The organism is Nonomuraea sp. NPDC003709 (genome assembly GCF_040610775.1).
Classification (GTDB): Bacteria; Actinomycetota; Actinomycetes; order Streptosporangiales; family Streptosporangiaceae; genus Nonomuraea; species Nonomuraea angiospora_A.
Genome location: NZ_JBEXMW010000005.1, coordinates 55,446 through 74,293 on the forward strand (window position 1 = coordinate 55,446; position 18,848 = coordinate 74,293).

The following is an 18,848-nucleotide window of genomic DNA, read 5'->3' on the forward strand; positions in this document are numbered from 1 at the left end:
GTGGTCGGCGAAATCATCATTGAGCCGGGGCGGGGCCGACCGATTGGCCCGGCACCAGCGTGCAGGGGATGAGGATGTTCGGAGGGGCGTCCGGCACCCCTTCGAGCTGGTCGATGAGCGCATTCACGCCGAGGCGGCCCAGCTCGGTGGCCGGCGCCGTCATGACGGTCAGGGACGGCTCGATCATCTCGCCGAGCTCGGCGGTGGTGGCCGCGGAGATGATCGACAGGTCGTCCGGCACGCTGCGGCCGAGCGCCCGCGTCTCCTTGACCAGCCCCGCCGAGGCGCCCTCGTTCACCACGACGACGCCCGTCACCTCCGGGAAGTCCTCGCTGAGCCGGCGCGCCGCCTTCCGCCCTCCGGCCGACGTGCCCTCCACGGTGATGACGGTGGGCGGCTCGCCGGCGGCCGCCATCGCGTCGAGGTACGCGGACTTCACCCGCATGATCCAGCCGGGCTCGTTCCCGGTCGAGGCCCTCATCCGCAGAGTGACGAGGGCGATGCGCCGGTGGCCGAAGGAGCGGAGATGCCCGACGGCCTGGTCGATCGTGGTGGTGAAGTCCATGTCGACGAACGGCAGGTCTTCGTCCTCGGTCCGGCCGATCAGCGCGAAGGGCAGCCCGGACGCGATCAGCCGGTCCACGCGGGGGTCGCGGAGCTGGACCTCCATGAGCAGCGCGCCGTCCACGAGGCCGCCGGCGAGCAGGTGGGACATCTGCTCGTCGTCGTTCACGGGCCACAGCACGAGGTCGTAGCCGCGCTCGCGGGCGCCGTGGGCGGCGCTCATGAGGAACTGGTTGGCCGTGGCGATCGGCCGCGCTTCGAGGTAGGGGTGCAGCAGCGCGAGGATGCGCGTGCGCGAGCTGGCCAGCGCGCGGGCCACGACGTTACGCCGGTAGCCGAGCTCCCGGATGGCCGCCTCGATGCGGGCCCGGGTCTCCGGAGCGACCCGCTTGGTGCCGTTGATGACGAAGGAGACCGTGGCGATGGAGACGCTGGCTCGCTCGGCGACATCGCGCATCGTGACCATGGATTGTCCCGCCTCCCACCTTGTGAGGACGCGCGAGCAACTCTATCGCGGCGTCGTCGGTAAATCGCTTAACTAGTTATTGACATCACAGTGCGATGAGCGCAACATACTTCACAAGCAAGCGCGGTTAAGCGCTTTACCAACAGATGCCCAAAGGCGCCCGAAGTAGCTGTCGCGGCAGCGGCCCTCGTTCCTCTCCCTGACCGCCTGCGGCGGGTCGGCCTCCTCCGGCACCGGATCGCTGACCGTCCAGGACTACTACGAACCCTCGCACGACGCGATCTACAAAGCCTGCGCGAAGAGCGTCGGCGTCGAGATCAAGATCAACCACATCCCGGGCGCCATCAAATGAGAAAGGAACCTGTGTGAAGACCCACGTCACCGTATGGGGCGAGAACCGCCACGAGCAGCGCGAACCCCGGGTCGCCGAGATCTACCCGGACGGCATGCACAACGCCATCCGCCGGGGGATCGAGGGCTGGCTGGGTGACAGCGCGACCGTCGCCACGGCCACGCTGGACGACCCCGAGCACGGCCTGACCGAGGAGGTGCTCGCGAACACCGACGTGCTCATCTGGTGGGGTCACGCCGCCCACGCGGAGGTGGCCGACGAGGTGGTGGAGCGGGTGCACCGGCACGTCCTGTCGGGCATGGGGCTGGTGGTGCTGCACTCCGGCCACTGGTCGAAGATCTTCACCAAGCTCATGGGCACCACGTGCACGCTGCGCTGGCGCAGCGAGAACGACCGCGAGCTGGTCTGGACGGTGAACCCGACCCACCCCATCGCCCGCGGCATCCCGCACCCCATCGAGATCCCCGCCCAGGAGATGTACGGCGAGCAGTTCGACATCCCCACGCCCGACGAGCTGATCTTCATCAGCTCCTTCAGCGGCGGCGAGGTCTTCCGCAGCGGCTGCACCTTCCGGCGCGGCAACGGCAAGATCTTCTACTTCAGCCCCGGCGACCAGGACTACCCCGTCTACCATCACCCGGACGTGCTGCACGTCATCGCCAACGGCGCCGAGTGGGCGGCCGGCGACCGGTCGCGGCGCGAGCTGCCGATCCTGCTCCGCTACGAGACGGGCGACTTCTTCAACGGGCACGGCTACCGCGGCGCCCTGCACAACAAGGAGCACGCCGAGTGAACCGTTCGGGTGCGCGTCCGCTCCGTATCGTGCAGGTCGGGGCGGGCGCGATGGGCGTCGCCTGGCTGCGGACCCTGGCGGAGTCCGGCGACGTCGAGCTGGTCGGGGTGGCCGACCTCGACACGGACCGGGCGGCGCAGGCCGTACGGGCCGTCGGCGTGGACGCCGAGGTCGGCGCCTCGCTCAGCGAGCTCCTGGCGACCGGGCCGGATGCGGTCGTGAACGTCACGATCCCGGCGGCCCACACCGCGGTGAACGTCGAGGCGCTGTTCGCCGGGCTGCCGGTGCTGTGCGAGAAGCCGGCCGCGCCGACCCTCGCCGAGGCGCTCGTCCAGGCCGCCGCCGCCGAGGCGACCGGGCGGCTGCTGATGATCAGCCAGTCGCGCCGGTACTTCGCCGCCCTTGAGGCGTACCGGAGCCGGATCGCCGAGCTCGGCCCGATCGGGCTGCTCACCACCGGGTTCTTCCGCGCCCCGCGCTTCGGCGGCTTCCGCGACGAGATGGAGCAGCCGCTGCTGGTCGACATGGCCATCCACGCCTTCGACGCCGCCCGCCACCTGCTCGGCGCGGAGCCGGTCTCGGTCGGCTGCGAGAGCTGGAACCCGCCCTGGAGCTGGTACCGGGGCGACGCGGCGGCGACGGCGACCTTCCTGTTCGAGGAGGGCACCCGCTACGTGTTCACCGGCAGCTGGTGCGCGGAGGGGGCGGAGACGTCCTGGAACGGGGAGTGGCTGGCCAGCGGCGCCCAGGGCACCGCCACCTGGGACGGCGAGGACCGCGTCACGTCCAGCGCCGGCGGCGCCGTGGACGTGCCGCGGGGTGACCGGGAGCAGATCGCCGGGGCGCTCGCGGAGTTCGTGGCGGCGCTGCGCGCGGGGGTGGAGCCGCCGGGGGCGATCGCGGGCAACGTCCGCAGCCTCGCGATGGTCGAGGCGGCGGTCCGCTCCGCGGAGACGGGTGCGCGCATCGAGATCGACGCGCTGCTGGACCGCGCCTACCACGACGCGCTCTCGCACCCCGTACGCGAGGAGATCCGTACGCGGCTCGAGTCCTGGGGAACGGCGACGGCGGCGCTGCCGAGACAGCGGGCCGTCACGAGCTGACGCCGACGAGCTCCTCCAGCGCGGCGATCATGCCGTCCGGCCGGTCGCGGTCGTTGGCCGCGACCAGCTCCTCGGCGGAGTGGGCGGCGTTCGGGCCGCCCACCCCGATCAGCTCGTAGTCGGCGAGCAGGGCGGCGATCTCGTCGCGCGTGTGGTCGAGGAGCAGGGCACGCCCGGCGCCGGTGCACCAGCAGGGGGTGACCAGGCTGGTCCGGGCGGGCCACTGCTCCGGCGTCGACTCCGCGCGCAGCAGCCGGACGAGCACGCCGTCGCGCACGGACAGGCGGGCGCTCGCGCCGTGCTCGATCGCCAGCCGGCGCAGGATCGGGCGGCTCCCGCCGAGCAGCCCGTGGTCGAGGGCCCCGGCCAGGGCGAAGAACTCGGCCGCGACGCGCAGCGTGGCGTCCTCGCGGCGTTCGAGCAGGCCCCGGTCGCACAGCTCCCGGGTGATCCGGGAGGCCTTGCTGGGGTCGATGCCGACCTCGTGGGCGAGCCGGGCGACGTTGAACCCGGCCCGGCCGGAGGTCTCCCGCTCCAGGACCGCGTTGACGATCCGCAGGGCCGTGCGCAGCGAGGAGGCCTGCGGCGGGTTCGCCGTCACATCCGCACTATGGCGAGATGATCGCGACCGGAAGCACCGCTCTCAGCCGGTCGGGCACAGGGCGAAGACGCGGGCCGGGAAGCCGGATCCGCCCTGGGGCTTGGGCCAGGTCGCCACGATCAGCGCGCCCGTCTCGGGCACCTGGTCGAGGTTGGCCATCAGCTCGATCTGCCACCGGTCCCGCGCCAGGACGTACAGCTCCAGGCTGAAGTCGCCTTGGGACGTGGCCGACCCGGGATCGGTGTCGGTCTGCTCATGGCCGATCGCGGTGACGCCGGCCTGCTCGAACAGGTACCGCAGCACGTCGGCGGACCAGCCGGGGGTGTGGCTGACCCCCGCAGCGTCCTTGTTGGCCATCGCGTCCCGGTCCGGCCAGCGCCGGCCCCAACCGGTCCGCAGCGCCACGAACGCTCCGGCGGGGATCCGCCCGTTGCGCCGCTCCCATGCCGCGACGTCCTCCATCGTCGGGGTGGCGTCCGGATCGGCCTCCACGCGCTGGGTGATGTCGAGCACCACCAGCGGCAGGATCATCTCCTCCACCGGGATCTCGTCGACGGTCCGCGCGCCGGCCACGAAGTGCACGGGCGGGTCCACGTGCGTGCCCCACTGCCCGACGAGCGTGTACAGGTGGACGTTGAAGCCGTCCCCGCGATCCATGTCGAAGACCTTCTCGCGCCGCTCGTCCGGGAACGCGGCGAAGTGCGGCTGCCCCGGGCGGAAGGCGTGGGTGAGGTCCACGCAGGTCGTCTTCGCGGTGAGCTCGCGGTAGGCCGACCACAGAGGGGGTTCCATGAGCTTGGTTCTCCTTCGTCTGGACAAGGGCGGGACGCATACGGCGTCCGTGGCGCAGGTGGTAATACAAGTAGCAGATCGCCACGAACGGGACGCCGAAGTACAAGGCAGCGACCTGGGCCGGGTCCAGGGCCACGCGTCCGCCTGGCCCCCCGGACGGCCGAACTCGCGGCCACCGCGCTGTGCTGGGCTCGCCGGCTCGAGAACGCCCTGCGGGGAACCCCGGACCAGCCCCGGTAACCGCGTCATGCGCTCGGATGAGCCGCCGGGCCCCCGGGCGGCTCGTTCGCAGTACGGCCCGCGCGTCGTGCAGCCCCCTCCGGCTGGACGGGGTCGTGCGGCGCGTACAGTCCTGCGGGTGGAGGTGCGGTGATGCCGGAATGGCTGGAGGCGGGGCTGTGGGGGTCGGTGGCTGGCGGGGCCCTGGTCGTGGGAGCCGCGGTCGCCTGGTCGGTGAAGGTCCCGGCGCGCTGGATCGCCATGATCATGGCCTTCGGGGCCGGTGTGCTGATCTCGGCGCTGTCGTTCGAGCTGATGGACGAGGCTGAGCGCGCCGGCGGGCTCTTACCGGCCGCCGTCGGCTTCCTCGCCGGCGCCTGCGCCTACGTGGCGGCCAACGCGCTGCTGGCCCGGTACGGCGCGCGGCACCGCAAGCGTTCGGGCGACCAGCAGCCGAGCGAGGCCGACGTCCAGGGGAGCGGCGCGGCGATCGCGATCGGCGCGCTGCTCGACGGTGTCCCCGAGTCCGTGGTGCTCGGCCTGTCCCTGGTGGGCGGGGGGAAGATCGGGCTCGCCGTGCTCGCCGCGGTGTTCATCTCGAACGTCCCCGAAGGGCTCTCCAGCGCCGCCGGGATGAAGCGCGCGGGCCGCGGCCCCGGCTACGTGTTCGGCATCTGGGGCGGGATCGCGCTGGCCAGCGGCCTGGCGGCGCTGCTCGGCAACCTGACCATGCAGTCCGCCTCGCCCGCGTTCACCGCGGTGATCATGGGGGTGGCGGCGGGCGCGATCCTCGCCATGGTGGCCGACACGATGATCCCCGAAGCCTTCGAGCGCGCGCACACCCTCACGGGGCTCATCACCACGATCGGATTCCTGGCGGCCTTCGCCATCGAGCGCCTGGCCGAGTGAGCCCTCACCGGCTGAGCCACCGCCGGGAGACGCGGATCCGCAGCCGGCCGTAGGGGAGCGTCCCGGTGACCAGGACGTGCGGAGCGCCGGGACGTGGACGGCCCGGCGCCTCGCAGGTCACGCGGCCCCAGTCGGTGCGCACCCCGTCGGTGTTCGCGGTCGCGCCGCGCGGCAGGACGATCGTGGCGGATCCGTAGTCGAGCCGGAGGCCGATCTCGATCTCGGCATGCGCGATGACGGCCCGGGACAGATCCAGCCGTACCTGGCCGTACTCGGACTCGATCCGCAACCGGCGCGGGACCTGCCAGTCGCCCGCCCGCCTGATGCGGCCGCCGGTGGAGCTCAGCTCCACCGTCTCGTCCGGGAGCTCCGGCAGGTCGGCGGTGACCGTCACCAGGTCGCCGTGGGAGGTGGCGGTGAGCGCCCGTTCGAGCCGCTCCTCCATCTCGGCGGAGCCGAGCCGGCCGTCGGCGAAGGCCTGCTGAAGTCGTTGGACGACCATGTCGCGGTCGCCGTCGGAGACTCGCGTCCGGAGTTCCATGCTTGCCTTCCTGTTCGGTCGTGGCGGCTCGCCGGTCAGAGGTCGAGGTCCTCGACGGCGGGGCGTTCGGCGATCCCGGCGATCCGGTCGTGGAACTCGGCGGGGATCCTGCCGCGCAGCTCCTCGATCGTGCCGACGATCTCCACGACGGCATCGCCCGGCACGAAGCCCCAGCTCGTCTCGCCCAGGCCGAGGTGGCCGAGCCAGTCGTCGGGCTCCGAGCCGCTCACCCAGTCGGGCGAGCGATCGACGTGCAGGACGAACGTGCCCTTGCCCGAGCGGTACACCCGGAACGTCTCCACCCGCCCGCTGCGGCTGGTGCGGCCCCACTCGCCGAGCAGCACCCCCGAGAAGCGCCGCTCGTCCCCGGCGACCTGGATGACGATCTCGTCGTAGCCCTGCCGGCGGCCCTCCTCCGCCTCGACGTAGCGCCGCAGCGCCTCGCTGATCGCCGCCGCCGGCGTGCCGCCCGCCAGGCCCTGCGCCCGCTCCAGCAGCGGAAGGTCCTCGTCCGGGATCTCGATCGTCGTGCCGCGCACCATGGCCGCCCTCCTCGTGTATACGTATAAGCCTACGTATAAGGGTGGGCGATGGCAACAGGATCAGAACAGGCCCGGCTGCTCGCTCGGCCGGTGCGGCGGCCGTTTGGGCGCGAGGCCGCCGATGGCGTCGAGGTCGTACAGGGACCGCCAGCGCGTGCGGCCCCCCTCGGCCAGCAGGCGCCGCAGCAGCCGCGCCGTCACCTCGGCGTCCGGCAGGGCCCGGTGGCGGCCGGCCGGGCGGGGGATGTCCAGGTGCGCGAGCAGCGTGTCCAGGCTGTGGGAGGGCAGCCGCGGATACAGGTGGCGGGCCAGCCGTACGGTGTCGAGCAGCGGGACGGCGGCCAGTCGCGGGCACCACGACCGCAGCCCGGCGATCAGGGCCGCCTCCGTCGCGGCGTGATGGGCGACGAGCCGGTACGGCGGCGCCGTCAGGCGGTCGTCGAGAGCGGCCATGACCTGCTCGGCCGGTGGGGCGGTGGCGAGCATGGCCTCGGTGATGCCGGTCTGCCGCACGTCCCACGGGGTGACAGCCACGCCCGCCGGCGGCGCCATCAGCGACTCGAACCGCCACACCTCGGCCAGGTCGCCGCCGCTCGCCTTGACGGCGCACACCCCCACCTCGACCGGCACCAGGGGACGCCCCTGCGGCGTCAGCCCTTCGAAGTCGATGACGATCAGAGTGTGGCGGGTGAAAACGGCGTCGCCGTACAAGGCGGTCCGTGCTGCGGGCGCGTCCACGCGGTGACGGTACCCCGTCGCCCGTCCGCACACCCGCGATGTGGAAGGTCGACTACCGCGCCTGGGAGGTCGCGCCGGCGCGAGTGACGAGGGTGACGAAGGTGAGGCGGGCCGAGCCCACCCGGCCGGTGACCTCCCAGCAGCCTTCGACGGGGAAGTACACGCCCGTGGCCTGGAAACCCGTGTCGCCGTAGCCGTCGGGCACGTCGCTGCGCAGCGGCGCGGCCGGTCCGTCCAGCCGCCGCCCGCTGATCTCCAGCTTGCCCGCGACCCCCCGCCACCAGCCGTACTTCATGGAGATCGAGCCGTCCGGCCGGACGAAATCGGCGCCGGCCTCGATGACGCCGTCCGGCTCCAGCCCGCCCACCCACAGGCTCCCGGCGCCGTGGGAGCTCTCCCTGCCGAAGAACGGCCCGGGCGTGCCGTTCGAGGAGGTCGGGGCGGGGCTGGGCAGCGTCACCGGGCAGTCGCCGGGGCCCGCTCCGGAGGAGCAGGCCGGGCAGGACAGGACGGCGGCGAGGGTGAGGACGACCGGCAATCTCATGCCCGGGATACACCGGAGAGGGCCGGACGGTTCCGGGGCCGCGGGCTCAGAAGGTGAGGAGGGAATGGCAGTGATGGGCCACGAACGAGGCGAAGCCGGGCACCAGCGCCACCGCCGCCGGCCCGCTCAGCAGCAGGGCCACGCTCGCCACTCCGGCCAGGCGCTCCACGCGCCTGAGCGGGGAGGCGGGGTTGAGCATGCGGCGTACGCGCAGGAGCGCGGTGTCGCCGCCGGCGCCGAGCGCGAACGCGGGTGCCCGCCCGGTGGCCAGGCCGACGAGCGCGGCGGCGATCTGCACCCGGGGATGGCGCCGCGCCGCGACATCGTCCGCCAGCAGCTCGATCAGCCGGACGATCTCCGCCTCGGCCGCCCCGAACACGGGCACCTTCGGGAACGCCCTGGCCAGAGTGTGCGCCGCGGCGAGCGCCAGGTGATGCCTGCCGCGCAGGTGGGCGCGCTCGTGCGCCAGGACGGCGGCGACCTGCTCGGGGGTGAGGCTGCGCAGGGCCCCGGTGGTGATGACGGTCTGGGCGCGCCTGCCGGGCAGGCAGTAGGCCAGCCGCTCGTCGTGGTCGAGCACGATCGCGTCGAGGTCGCGGTCGCGCCGGCCGAGCAGGCCGAGCATGGCCGCGTGCGCACGTCGTTCCATGCTCGTCCTGACCAGGACGGCCGCGCCGCACGAGAGCAGGCGCGCCAGCACCGCGCCCGCGGCCAGGAGCGCGCCGGCGCCGGCCACGGTCAGGCCGTCGCCGTCCGACAACATCGCCGCGCAGATCTCGAACAGCCCGGCCAGCCCGTGCCCCACGACGTCGGCGGGCACGGCGAAGGCGAACGCGGCCAGGACGGCGGAGGCGACCACGGACGCGCCGGCCGCCTGCCACATCGCGATCGCCAGCCGGGGCGCCCGGTCGGCCCAGCGCGCGGTCCGCATCAGCCGCGGCAGCCAGATCGCGGCGACCACCGTGTAGAGCGCCAGGACGGCGGCTGCGATCACGCCTGCCCGCCCTTGGGCGGGAACACCTGCAGGGCCGCCTCCAGGGCGGTCGCCTCCTCGGGAGTGAGGCGTTCGAGGAAGTGCACCAGCGTGGCGGCCTGGTTGCCGCTGCCGGCCAGCGCGGCCCGCATCAGGTCGGCCGTGTAGGCCTCCTTGGAGGCGACCGGCTCGTAGATGTAGGCGCGGCGGACGGGCTCGCGCTTGAGCAGGCCCTTGGTGTGCAGCTTGTCCATCACGGTCATGACCGTCGTGTAGGCGATGGTGCGCTCCTGCCGCAGTTCTTCCAGCACGTCCCGGACGGAGGCAGGCTGCCGCCGGGCCCACATCCGCTCCATGATGGTGGATTCGAGCTCTCCTAGGCCGCGCGTCATGACGCGAATGCTATCCGCGGTCGTAGTTCCGGAACAGCGCTCATACGGAGGAGGGGTATAGTCGGGCCGGTAATCCGTACATGGATGTACGAGTTAGAGGGGTTTTCGGATGCCATCCATACAGGTGCGGTTGTCGGTGAACGGCCGCCGGCACGAGCTGGAGCTCGACACCCGCGTCAGCCTGCTCGACTGTCTGCGCGAACACCTCGCCCTGACCGGGACGAAGAAGGGATGCGACCAGGGCGCCTGCGGCGCCTGCACGGTGCTGGTGGACGGCGAGCGGGTCAACTCCTGCCTCGTGCTCGCCGCCCAGTGCCAGGACGCGGAGATCACGACCATCGAAGGGCTCGGCGAGCCGGGACGGGCGCTGCGGGAGGCGTTCGTGCGTCACGACGGCCTGCAGTGCGGCTACTGCACGCCGGGGCAGATCTGCTCGGCGGTGGCCATGCTCGCCGAGCACGACGCGGGGGTGCCGAGCTCCGTCGGAGCGGCGAGCCTGACGGACGCCGAGATCCGGGAGCGGCTGGCCGGGAACCTGTGCCGGTGCGGCGCATACAACGGGATCCTCGCGGCCGTGAGAGAGGTCGCCCGATGAACCCGTTCTCCTACGTCACCGCCACCGACCCGGCCGCGGCCCGCGCCCTCGCCGCCGAGGGGGCGAAATACCTGGCGGGCGGCACCAACCTCGTCGACCTGATGCGCGAGGGCATCGAGACGCCGGAACGACTGGTGGACATCGGCCGGCTGCCGCTGGCCGGGATCGAGGACCTGCCCGGCGGCGGGCTGCGGATCGGCGCCCTGGCCCGCAACACGCGCGTGGCCGCCGACCACCGGGTCCGCGACCGCTACCCGCTGCTGTCCCAGGCCATCGTGAACGGCGCCTCGCCCCAGCTGCGCAACCGGGCGACGGTGGGCGGCAACCTCCTGCAGCGGACCCGCTGCGGCTACTTCTACGACCGCCATTCGGCCTGCGGCAAGCGCGAGCCGGGTGCCGGTTGCGACGCCCTCGACGGGTTCAACCGCATGCACGCCGTCCTCGGCGCGGGGGAGAGCTGCATCGCCGTGCACCCATCGGACATGTGCGTGGCCCTGGCCGCCCTCGACGCCGTGGTCAACATCGCCGGCCGCGACCCCGTGCCGCTGGTGGACTTCCACCTCCTCCCCGGGGACACCCCGCACGTGGAGACGGTGCTCCGGCCGGGCGAGCTGGTGACGTCGATCGACCTGCCTCCCGTCCCTCCCGGCCACTCGGTCTACCTGAAGGTCCGCGATCGGGCCAGTTACGCCTTCGCGCTGGTGAGCGTGGCCGTGTTCACCCACCTGGAGGACGGGCGGGCGAGCCGGGTGCGCATCGCGCTGGGCGGGGTCGCGCCCAAGCCGTGGCGCGCGTACGAGGCCGAACGGCTCCTCACCGGCACCTCGCTCGACGACCACCTCATCGACCAGGCCGCCGAGCGGGCCCTGGCGGACGCGCGGCCGCGCGAGCACAACGCGTTCAAGCCCGAGCTGGCCAGGCGGCTGATCCGCCGAGCCCTGAAGGGAGCCCACTCATGACCCTCGCATCGCGCGGCTTCACCCTCGCCGGCAAGGCGATGGCCAGGCTGGCCAGGCTCCTCCCTGACGGCAGGCCCGACCCCCTGGCCCACCAGCGCGCCGAACTGGGCCGCCCCGCCGACCGGCTGGACGGCCCCGCCAAGGCCGCGGGCGCCGTCCGCTACACGGCCGAGCACCGGCTCCCCGGCCTCGTCCACGCCGCCGTGGTGGGCAGCACCGTCGCCAGGGGCCGCGTCACCGCCATCCACGTGCCTCCCGCGCCCGGCGTGCTGCTCGTGATGACCCACCACAACGCGCCCGCGATGAAGCGCACCGCCGCCTACGCCACCCTCCGCGGCCCGCTGGGCGCCGCCGCGATGAGCCTGCCCGTGCTCAACACCGACGAGATCTTCTGGTACGGCCAGCCCATCGCGGTGGTCGTCGCCGAGTCCCCGGAGCAGGCCAGGCACGCGGCCTCCCTGATCCACGCCGACTACCAGCGGTGGCCCGCCGCGCTGTCGATGACCGGGCAGCGGCCCTTCACGCCCGCGCACGCCGTACTGGAAGAGCCGGTGACCAGGATCGGCGACCCCCGCACCGCCCCGGCGGCGGTCACGGTCGAGGCCGAGTACGCCACGCCGCTCGAATACCACAACGCGATGGAGCCGCACGCCACCGTGGCCCACTGGGAGGGCGACCGGCTCACCGTCCATGACACCTCGCAATACCCCTACGGGGTCAAGGAGATGCTGGCCAGGAAGTTCTCGCTGGCCGAGGAGAACGTCCGCGTGCTCGCGCCGTTCATCGGCGGCGGCTTCGGCGGCAAGACCGTCGCCTGGCCGCACGTCTGGCTCGCCGTGGCCGCGGCCAGGCCCTCCGGCCGGCCGGTCAAGCTCGTCCTGTCGCGCGCTGACCTGTTCGCCATGACCGGCGGGCGGGCCCCGACCCGCAGCCGCGTCTCGCTCGGCGCCGACGCCTCCGGGCGGCTCACCGCGCTGGAGCACCATGCCGTGTCGTCGTGCAGCGCCGACGAGTTCGCCGAGGCCGCGGTCATCGCCTCCCGGCATCTGTACGCCTGCCCCAACCTGCACAGCGCCCAGCAGGTGGTACGCCTGGACCGCATCCAGAACGCCTTCTTCCGCGGCCCCGGCGTAGCGCCGGGCTCCTTCGCAGTGGAGTCGGCCATGGACGAACTGGCCTGGCGGCTCGGCCTGGACCCGCTCGAACTGCGCCTGCGCAACGAGCCGGACCGCGACCCGGCCGCGGGCAACCGGTTCACCAGCCGCCACCTGCGCGAGGCGTACCTGCTCGGCGCGGACGCGTTCGGCTGGTCCCGGCGTCCGCCCGTGCCCCGCGCGACCCGCGACGGCCGCTGGCTCATCGGGTACGGCATGGCCGCCGCGATCAACCCCGACGCCGTGCTCATCGCCGGGGTCAAGCTCCGCCTGTCCGCCGACGGCACGGTCACCGTCCGCAGCAGCACCAACGAACTGGGCGCCGGCACCTCGACCGCGCAGAGCCAGGCCACCGCCGACCGGCTCGGCCTGCCCCTCGACCGGGTCCGCTTCGAACAGGGCGACTCCGACGTGGCCAGGACCCGCATCCCCGGCGCCTCGGCCGCCACCACGACGCTCGCCTCGGCCATCTGGTCGGCCCGCGACAACCTCGTCCGCGAGCTGCTGAAACTGGCCCGCGGCACCGGTTCGCCGCTGGCCGGACTGTCGCCCGGCGAGGCGGAGACCCGCGACGGCGGCCTGTTCGGTCCCCGGGGTGGAGAGACCTACGAGCGCATCCTGGCCGGGGCCGGGGTGGACGGGGTGGAGGTGGAGGGCAGGTCGGCGCTGCCGTACCAGACGATCAAGCGCGGCACCTACTCCTACGGCGCGCACTTCTGCGAGGTGCGGGTGGACGAGGACACCGGCGAGACGCGCGTCACGCGCTGGGCCGGGGCGTTCGACGGCGGCCGGATCGTCAACCCCAAGCAGGCCGCCGGCCAGATGCGCGGTGGGATCATCATGGGCATCGGCATGGCGCTGACCGAGGAGGCGCTGCTCGACGAGCGCACGGGCCTGATCGTCAACCACAGCCTGGCCGACTATCACGTGCCCACGCACGCCGACGTGCCCGACATCGACATCCGCTTCGTCGACCGGCCGGACCCGCAGACCCCGCTGGGCGCCAAGGGCATCGGCGAGCTCGGCATCGTGGGCGTGGCGGCCGCCGTCGCCAACGCCGTCCACCACGCGACCGGCAAACGCCTCCGATCCCTGCCCATCACCCCGGACAAGCTCATGTTTTGAATACGGTAGGGGGGTATGGTACGCTCGACGAGCCGGAAGGGGGAGACATGGTCGGATACAGCGGCAGCAAGCAGGACCAGCTGCGGCGGCTGCGCCGGATCGAGGGTCAGGTGCGGGGGTTGCAGCGGATGGTCGAGGACGACAAGTACTGCATCGATGTCCTGACGCAGGTGTCGGCGGCCACCAGTGCTCTGCAGTCGGTCGCGATCTCCCTGCTGGAGGATCACCTGGCGCACTGTGTCGCCGAGGCCGCCGCCCAGGGCGGGCCGGAGGCTCAGGCGAAGGTCAAAGAGGCTTCCGACGCCATCGCGCGGCTCGTTCGTTCCTGACAGACATCTCTGGAGAGGGTTGATCGATATGGCTACCGCTACCTACACCGTCACGGGTATGACCTGCGGGCACTGCGTGAGTTCGGTGAAGGAGGAGGTCGGTGAGGTGTCCGGGGTCACTTCGGTGGAGGTTGACCTGGCCAGCGGCCTGCTGACCGTGGAGAGTGACAGCCCCGTGGAGGCGGCGGACATCGTGGCCGCGGTCGAGGAAGCGGGCTACGAGGTGGCGAGTCGGTCATGAACGCGGCGCCCAGGCTGGGTGCGCTCGACCCCGCCGAAGCCCCGGAGAAGTCCCGGGAGTTGCTGAACGACATCATCGGCCGCACCGGCTCGGCCGGTGAGATGATCTCCACCATGGCGCACTCGCCGGCGATGCTCCAGGGCTACCTTGACCTGTCGCGGGCCATGAAGCGCAGCAAGCTGCCCCGCGCCCTCAGCGAGAAGATCTCGCTCGCCCTGCAGGAGTGGATCGGCTGCGGGCTCTGCCTCGACGCGCACGCGGCGGGCGCCCGGGCGGCGGGGCTGAGCGAGACGGACATCGCTCTCGCCCGCCAGGGCACCTCCACCGACGCCCGGGAGGCGGCGCTCATCGCGGTGGCCACCCGCGTGCTGGCCGAGCCGTCCTCGCTGACGGACGAGGACGTGGCCGAGTTGAGGGCTCATGGCTGGAGCGAGCGGATCATCGCGGAGATCCCCGGCCTGGTCGCCCTCAACCTGCTCACCGGCTCCTTCAACCTGCTGGCCGGCCTGAAGCCGGCAGAGAAGGCTACGTGAGCGGGCAGAAGCGGGTCTCGAAGAGCGCGGCGAACGTCGTCAGGAAGTCGTTCCAGTCGCCGTTCAGGTTGGCGACCAGCGTGTGGGTGCCCTCGCGGTCGCCCATCGCGTACGTCACCGAGCCCTGGATGAAGCCGCCCCCGCCCCAGAGCGTGACCCCGCACGGGAGCTTCTGGGAGTAGACGCCGAGGCCGTACCTGGTGTTCGGGACCCAGTCCGCGCCCTCCGTCGAGACGGTGGTGAACATCTCCTTCTGCTGCGCGGGCGCGAGCAGGCGGCCGCGCAGCAGGGCCCGCAGGAAGCGGTGCAGGTCGGAGGTGGTCGAGACCATCCCGCCGGCGGCCCCGGCCCAGCTCAGGTCCGCGTGGGTCACGTCGTGGATCTCCGTGGGCCCGCCGGCCTCGTCGAACTTCGAGTAGTGGCGGGCGTGCGGGTCGCGGATCGTGTTGTCGGCGCCGGGCAGGTACGTGCCCGTCAGGTGCAGCGGGCGGGCGATGCGGCGGTCGATCTCGTCGGCGATGGTCGAACCCGTCGCCCGCTCGACGATCATCCCCGCGAGGTTGTAGTTGACCTTGGAGTAGATGAAGCGCTTGCCGGGCTCCTCGGGGCGCGGGGTCTCCTGGCCGGGGACGGCGTCGGGGAGCCCGCTGGTGTGGTTGAGCAGCTGCCTGACCGTGATCTTGGTGCCGTCCCCGCCGAGGTGCTCCTCCACCACGCCGGGCAGCCACTTCGCCACCGTGTCGTCCAGGCTCAGCTTGCCGTCGGCCGCCACCTGCAGGACCACCGTGCCCACGAACGCCTTGGTGAAGCTGCCGATGCGGAAGTGCTCGCCCGGCCGGCGGTGGCGTCCGGTCTCCAGGTCGGCCACCCCCGCCGTCCCGAACCATGGTGCCGCGTCGCCGTCCCTGAGCTCGGCGACGATGCCGGGGCCGCCGCCGTCGGCCACGGCCCGGTCGAGCGCGCGCTGGAGCTTGGCGTGGCCCCGGTCGGCCGCGGCGGCGGGGATCGTCATCGTGGTGGCCGTCGCGGTCAGGGCGGCGACGAGCAGGCCGGTACGGAGCATGGACATGGAGCCTCCACGGAGGTCGGAAAGGGCGTGGTCATCCGCCGGGCAGAGGCGCCGGCGACGACAAGCAACGCTAGTTGACTAATCCGGTCTTAGTCAACATGAGTTGCTTGAAGGCCCTTTCCGATCCCCGGGCTCACGAAGGGCCGCTGACGTGGCGGAGGGTCAGCTCGTCGAGGTTGAGCCAGTTCGCGCTGCCCTTGGACTCGTTGAAGATGACGGAGACGGTGTTGGCCCCTTCCTGGAGCGCGACGTTCGGCACGGTCACCGTGTTCCACGTGCTCCACGAGCCCGTGGAGGGGAAGCGGAGGGCGTCCACGGCTCCGGCGCCGTTGACGAAGACGTGGCGGACGGCGTCGCCCGCGGCGGCCGCGTAGCGGAAGGTGAGCTCGTACGTGCCGGCCCGGCTGACGTCGGGCCGCAGGTCCACCCACTGGCCGTCGGCGTTCCAGCCGGCCACGTAGCCGGTGCCGGTGAAGCCCGGGTTGGTGGACTCGGTGCCGACCCCGTGCAGGGTCCCCGACTCGGCCTGGAGCTGGGCGGAGACGTCGAGGCGGTCGAGGTTGAGGTAGTTGCCCGAGCCCAGCTCGACCCGGATGGTGTTGTGGCCCCGGGCCAGCGTGACACCGTTGAGCACGGCGGTGTTCCAGGTGCCCCAGCCGCCGGTGGACGGGAACGACTGGTCGGACTGGGCGCCGTTCACGACGATCCGGCGGGAGGCGTCCCCGGCGCCGGCGGCGTACCGGAAGCGCAGCTCGTGCGCCCCGGCGGAGGGCACGTTGACGTGGAAGGTCAGGGTCTGGCCGGATGTGTTCCAGCCGGCGAGGTAGCCCCGGCCGCTGAAGCCGGGCTGGGTGCTCTCCGCGCCGATGCCCGACGACAGCGCGTTCTCGGCCTCGTACCGGCCGTTCTCCGGCTGGAGCCCGGTGTTGCCGTCGTGCTGGACGAGCTGGAGCGCGCTGACGGCGGCGGCCGCGGTGAGGCTCTGGAGGTACGTGGCGGGGGCGGGCGCGGACCAGTCGGGGCCGGCGAGGCCGTCGCCGGTGCGGCGGTGGCGCCAGGCCTGGGTGGCGTTGCGCTGGAGGAAGGGCAGGTACTGGGTCTGGCCGTGCTCGGTGACGAGGGTGTTGAGCGAGCGGAACAGCAGCGACTTGAAGCCCCCGGCGTCGTCGGAGCCCTCGTGCATCATGGTGCCGCCGTTGGTGAGGTAGGTCGTGGCCCAGTCCGCCGCCGCGCGGGCGTCGGTCAGGTAGGAGGCGGTGCCGGTCGCGTCGTGGAGCGCGGCGGCGGCGCCGATGTAGGTGCCGAAGTTGTAGCTGAAGTCCCATTTCACGAGCGTGCTCGAGCCCTCGATGTGGTCGTAGACGTGCCCGGACTGCTGGAGGTTGGCCTTGATCCAGGCGAACAGACTCTGCGCCCGCGTCAGGTAGGCGGCGTCGCCGGTCGCGGCGTACAGCTTGGTGGCGGTGATCACGGCCGGGGCGTTGGTGGCCACGTTCTTCTGGGTGTGCACGCTCCTGCGCCACCAGATGCCGCCGCCGAACGTGGTGTCCTGCTCGGACCAGATCTGGTCGAACAGGGCACGCGACCGGTTCAGGTACGTCGCGTCACGCGTGATCTCGTACGCCCGCGCGCACGCCAGCGCCCACCAGCCCAGGTCGTCGTTGAAGTCGTTGGCGAAAGTGGGGTAGTAGGCGACGAAACCGGCGTACACGTCGTCGATCAGCTGCCGGTAGGCGGCGCCGCCGGTGCGCTGGTAGGCGTCCATCACCAGCTCCCACAGCTGGGCCTCCCACCAGAAGTCGGTGTACAGGCCGCCTTCCGGGCCGTGAGCGTGCTCGGCGTGGATCTGGTGGTCGCTGTTGGTGTAGAAGTACTTCTTCGCCGGATCCCAGAAGGCGGCGACGAAGGCCGACATCGCCGCGTCGGCGTCGGCGGGCACGGTGGCGTGTGCGGGAGCGGGGGCGAGGGTGAGGGCCGCGGTCAGCACGAGGCCGGCGGTCGCCGCGCGCGCCCTCATTGGTTGTTCTCCGTCAGCACCCGGTCACCCTGCTCCTGGGCCTTGGCCAGGGCCTGCTGGGCGGTGGTCTTGCCCTCCATGAGGAGCTGGAGGTTGGGGATGAGGGACTCCTCCTCCATCGGCGCGTAGCCCGCGCAGGCGGGGCGGATCTTGGCGTACTGCAGCGTGTCCAGGATCGGCTTCCAGAACGGGTCGCCGGAGAAGAAGGGATCCTGCGCCGCCTGCACGTTGCCGGGGATGTTCAGGCTCGTCCTGGCCCACAGCAGCGCGTTGTCCTTCTCGGCCGTCCACCACTTGACGAACTCCCAGGCCGCGTCCTTGTGCTTGGCCGCCTGCGGGATCACCAGGCCGAAGCCGCCCATGAGGCTGGCGCTGCCGCCCTGCGGCCCGGTCGGCGGCGGCACGATGCCGAAGTCGAGGTCCTTGCCGTACTTCTGGTACGTGGTGATGTTCCAGGGACCCGTCAGGATCATGGAGACCTTGCCGGTCGCGAACGCGTCGGTGCCCTCGCCGAGCCCCTTCTCGAAGCCGCTCTGGTAGACGCCCGCCTTGACCAGGCGGCTCCACAGGTCGAGGACCTGCAGCCCCTGCGGGCCGTTGAAGGTCGTGCGCGAGCAGTCGTCGCTGACCATCTGGCCGCCGGCCTGGCGCAGGTACATGCTGAACAGGCCGGTGTCGTCCATCGACAGGCCGGCGCGCACGAGCTTGCCGCCCTCGCGCCTGGTCAGCTTGACCGCCGCCTGCTCCAGCTCGGCCCAGGTGCGCGGCGGCTCGACGCCGGCCTCCTTCAGGTGGGCCTTGTTGTAGAACAGGGCCCGCGCGTCGACCGTGAGCGGCAACCCGTACAGCTTGCCGCCGTGGGTGAGCTCGCGCAGCGCCTCGCCGTAGAAGCGCTCCCGCTCGATGCCGTCCTTCTTCAGCAGGTCGTCGATCGGGGTGAGGACGCCCTTCGGCGCGTAGCTCGCCGTCCGCCAGCGGTCCCAGAACATGACGTCGGGGGCCTGCCCGGAGGTCGAGGCGGTGAGGAACTTGGTGAGCATGTCCTCCTGGACGACGTAGTCGACCTGGATCTTGGGGTGCGTCTTGTTGAAGGCGGCGGTCATGGTCTTGAACTGCTGTTCGCCCTCGCCCGACCAGTCGCCCCAGAACTTCAGCCGCACCACCCCTCCCGCAGAGGAGGAGGGGGCGTCGGACGAGGCGCAGCCGGTCGTGATCGTCGAGAGTACGGCGAGGGCGGTGGCGGCCAGCCGCTTGACCAGGGTCGAGTGCATCGGCGGCGCGCTCCTTTCTGGGAGGG

21 protein-coding genes are annotated in these 18,848 nt (G+C 72.2%); 9 read left to right on the plus strand and 12 right to left on the minus strand.

The genetic code is table 11. The annotated features are described in order from the left end of the window. Positions 1–16 precede the first annotated feature (16 nt). On the minus strand, positions 17–1,030 hold the full coding sequence (locus ABZX61_RS16655; RefSeq protein WP_355195290.1) for a LacI family DNA-binding transcriptional regulator: 1,014 nt from the start codon (positions 1,028–1,030) through the stop codon (positions 17–19). A 365-nt stretch (positions 1,031–1,395) separates the two neighbouring features. Here ABZX61_RS16655 and ABZX61_RS16660 point away from each other — a divergent pair, with 365 nt between their 5' ends. Next, positions 1,396–2,175, plus strand: a complete 780-nt coding sequence (locus ABZX61_RS16660; protein WP_350735112.1) for a ThuA domain-containing protein — start codon at positions 1,396–1,398, stop codon at positions 2,173–2,175. Beyond that, positions 2,172–3,278, plus strand: coding sequence for a Gfo/Idh/MocA family oxidoreductase (locus tag ABZX61_RS16665; RefSeq protein ID WP_355195292.1), 1,107 nt, complete (start codon positions 2,172–2,174; stop codon positions 3,276–3,278). Before ABZX61_RS16660 ends, ABZX61_RS16665 begins: the two co-directional genes overlap by 4 nt. Here the strand turns inward: ABZX61_RS16665 and ABZX61_RS16670 are convergent. Further along, entirely contained in the window at positions 3,268–3,879 is a 612-nt protein-coding gene (locus ABZX61_RS16670) for a hypothetical protein (protein WP_355195294.1), read from the minus strand. The genes ABZX61_RS16665 and ABZX61_RS16670 overlap by 11 nt on opposite strands. A 42-nt stretch (positions 3,880–3,921) precedes the next feature. Next, entirely contained in the window at positions 3,922–4,671 is a 750-nt protein-coding gene (locus ABZX61_RS16675; protein WP_355195296.1) for a cyclase family protein, read from the minus strand. Positions 4,672–5,043: 372 nt separating this feature from the next. On the opposite strand from ABZX61_RS16675, the gene ABZX61_RS16680 reads away from it, so the two are divergent. Then, positions 5,044–5,799 (plus strand): ZIP family zinc transporter, encoded by a 756-nt coding sequence (locus ABZX61_RS16680; protein ID WP_350735119.1) that lies wholly within the window; start codon positions 5,044–5,046, stop codon positions 5,797–5,799. A 4-nt stretch (positions 5,800–5,803) separates the two neighbouring features. Here the strand turns inward: ABZX61_RS16680 and ABZX61_RS16685 are convergent, their stop codons facing one another. The 6 genes from ABZX61_RS16685 to ABZX61_RS16710 are packed head-to-tail and all read right to left on the minus strand — an operon-like array spanning position 5,804 to position 9,529. Then, positions 5,804–6,340 carry a DUF1707 domain-containing protein gene (locus ABZX61_RS16685; RefSeq protein ID WP_355195298.1) on the minus strand — a complete coding sequence of 179 codons (537 nt, stop codon included), beginning with the start codon at positions 6,338–6,340 and terminating at the stop codon, positions 5,804–5,806. 35 nt (positions 6,341–6,375) lie between these two features. Further along, on the minus strand, positions 6,376–6,882 hold the full coding sequence (locus tag ABZX61_RS16690; RefSeq protein ID WP_355195300.1) for an EXLDI protein: 507 nt from the start codon (positions 6,880–6,882) through the stop codon (positions 6,376–6,378). 60 nt (positions 6,883–6,942) lie between these two features. Further along, positions 6,943–7,620 carry a 3'-5' exonuclease gene (locus ABZX61_RS16695; RefSeq protein ID WP_355195302.1) on the minus strand — a complete coding sequence of 226 codons (678 nt, stop codon included), beginning with the start codon at positions 7,618–7,620 and terminating at the stop codon, positions 6,943–6,945. Positions 7,621–7,672: 52 nt separating this feature from the next. Continuing rightward, positions 7,673–8,164 (minus strand): hypothetical protein, encoded by a 492-nt coding sequence (locus ABZX61_RS16700; RefSeq protein ID WP_355195304.1) that lies wholly within the window; start codon positions 8,162–8,164, stop codon positions 7,673–7,675. A gap of 46 nt (positions 8,165–8,210) precedes the next feature. After that, positions 8,211–9,158 (minus strand): M56 family metallopeptidase, encoded by a 948-nt coding sequence (locus ABZX61_RS16705; RefSeq protein ID WP_355195306.1) that lies wholly within the window; start codon positions 9,156–9,158, stop codon positions 8,211–8,213. Next, positions 9,155–9,529 carry a BlaI/MecI/CopY family transcriptional regulator gene (locus ABZX61_RS16710; protein ID WP_350735128.1) on the minus strand — a complete coding sequence of 125 codons (375 nt, stop codon included), beginning with the start codon at positions 9,527–9,529 and terminating at the stop codon, positions 9,155–9,157. The genes ABZX61_RS16705 and ABZX61_RS16710 overlap by 4 nt, the downstream gene beginning before the upstream one ends. Before the next feature lie 109 nt (positions 9,530–9,638). On the opposite strand from ABZX61_RS16710, the gene ABZX61_RS16715 reads away from it, so the two are divergent. From ABZX61_RS16715 to ABZX61_RS16740, 6 genes are read left to right on the plus strand one after another with little or no spacing between them, the layout of a single operon-like run. Continuing rightward, a complete protein-coding gene (locus tag ABZX61_RS16715; RefSeq protein ID WP_355195308.1) occupies positions 9,639–10,124 on the plus strand; it encodes a 2Fe-2S iron-sulfur cluster-binding protein in 486 nt (161 codons plus the stop codon). Further along, positions 10,121–11,083: a xanthine dehydrogenase family protein subunit M gene (locus tag ABZX61_RS16720; protein WP_355195310.1), complete on the plus strand. Its 963-nt coding sequence runs from the start codon at positions 10,121–10,123 to the stop codon at positions 11,081–11,083. The genes ABZX61_RS16715 and ABZX61_RS16720 overlap by 4 nt, the downstream gene beginning before the upstream one ends. Then, complete coding sequence (locus tag ABZX61_RS16725) at positions 11,080–13,362, plus strand: xanthine dehydrogenase family protein molybdopterin-binding subunit (protein WP_355195312.1); 2,283 nt, start codon at positions 11,080–11,082, stop codon at positions 13,360–13,362. Before ABZX61_RS16720 ends, ABZX61_RS16725 begins: the two co-directional genes overlap by 4 nt. 47 nt (positions 13,363–13,409) lie before the next feature. Continuing rightward, positions 13,410–13,691 (plus strand): metal-sensitive transcriptional regulator, encoded by a 282-nt coding sequence (locus ABZX61_RS16730; protein ID WP_355195314.1) that lies wholly within the window; start codon positions 13,410–13,412, stop codon positions 13,689–13,691. A 28-nt stretch (positions 13,692–13,719) separates the two neighbouring features. Next, a complete protein-coding gene (locus ABZX61_RS16735; protein ID WP_355195316.1) occupies positions 13,720–13,932 on the plus strand; it encodes a copper ion binding protein in 213 nt (70 codons plus the stop codon). Further along, complete coding sequence (locus ABZX61_RS16740) at positions 13,929–14,465, plus strand: carboxymuconolactone decarboxylase family protein (RefSeq protein WP_355195318.1); 537 nt, start codon at positions 13,929–13,931, stop codon at positions 14,463–14,465. Before ABZX61_RS16735 ends, ABZX61_RS16740 begins: the two co-directional genes overlap by 4 nt. Here the strand turns inward: ABZX61_RS16740 and ABZX61_RS16745 are convergent. The 3 genes from ABZX61_RS16745 to ABZX61_RS16755 all read right to left on the minus strand — a co-directional run bounded on the left by ABZX61_RS16745 (position 14,458) and on the right by ABZX61_RS16755 (position 18,822). Continuing rightward, entirely contained in the window at positions 14,458–15,534 is a 1,077-nt protein-coding gene (locus tag ABZX61_RS16745) for a serine hydrolase domain-containing protein (protein ID WP_355195320.1), read from the minus strand. The genes ABZX61_RS16740 and ABZX61_RS16745 overlap by 8 nt on opposite strands. Positions 15,535–15,667: 133 nt before the next feature. Next, positions 15,668–17,551, minus strand: coding sequence for a glycoside hydrolase family 76 protein (locus ABZX61_RS16750; protein WP_355195322.1), 1,884 nt, complete (start codon positions 17,549–17,551; stop codon positions 15,668–15,670). Next, entirely contained in the window at positions 17,548–18,822 is a 1,275-nt protein-coding gene (locus tag ABZX61_RS16755) for an ABC transporter substrate-binding protein (RefSeq protein WP_355195324.1), read from the minus strand. The genes ABZX61_RS16750 and ABZX61_RS16755 overlap by 4 nt, the downstream gene beginning before the upstream one ends. Positions 18,823–18,848 lie beyond the last annotated feature (26 nt).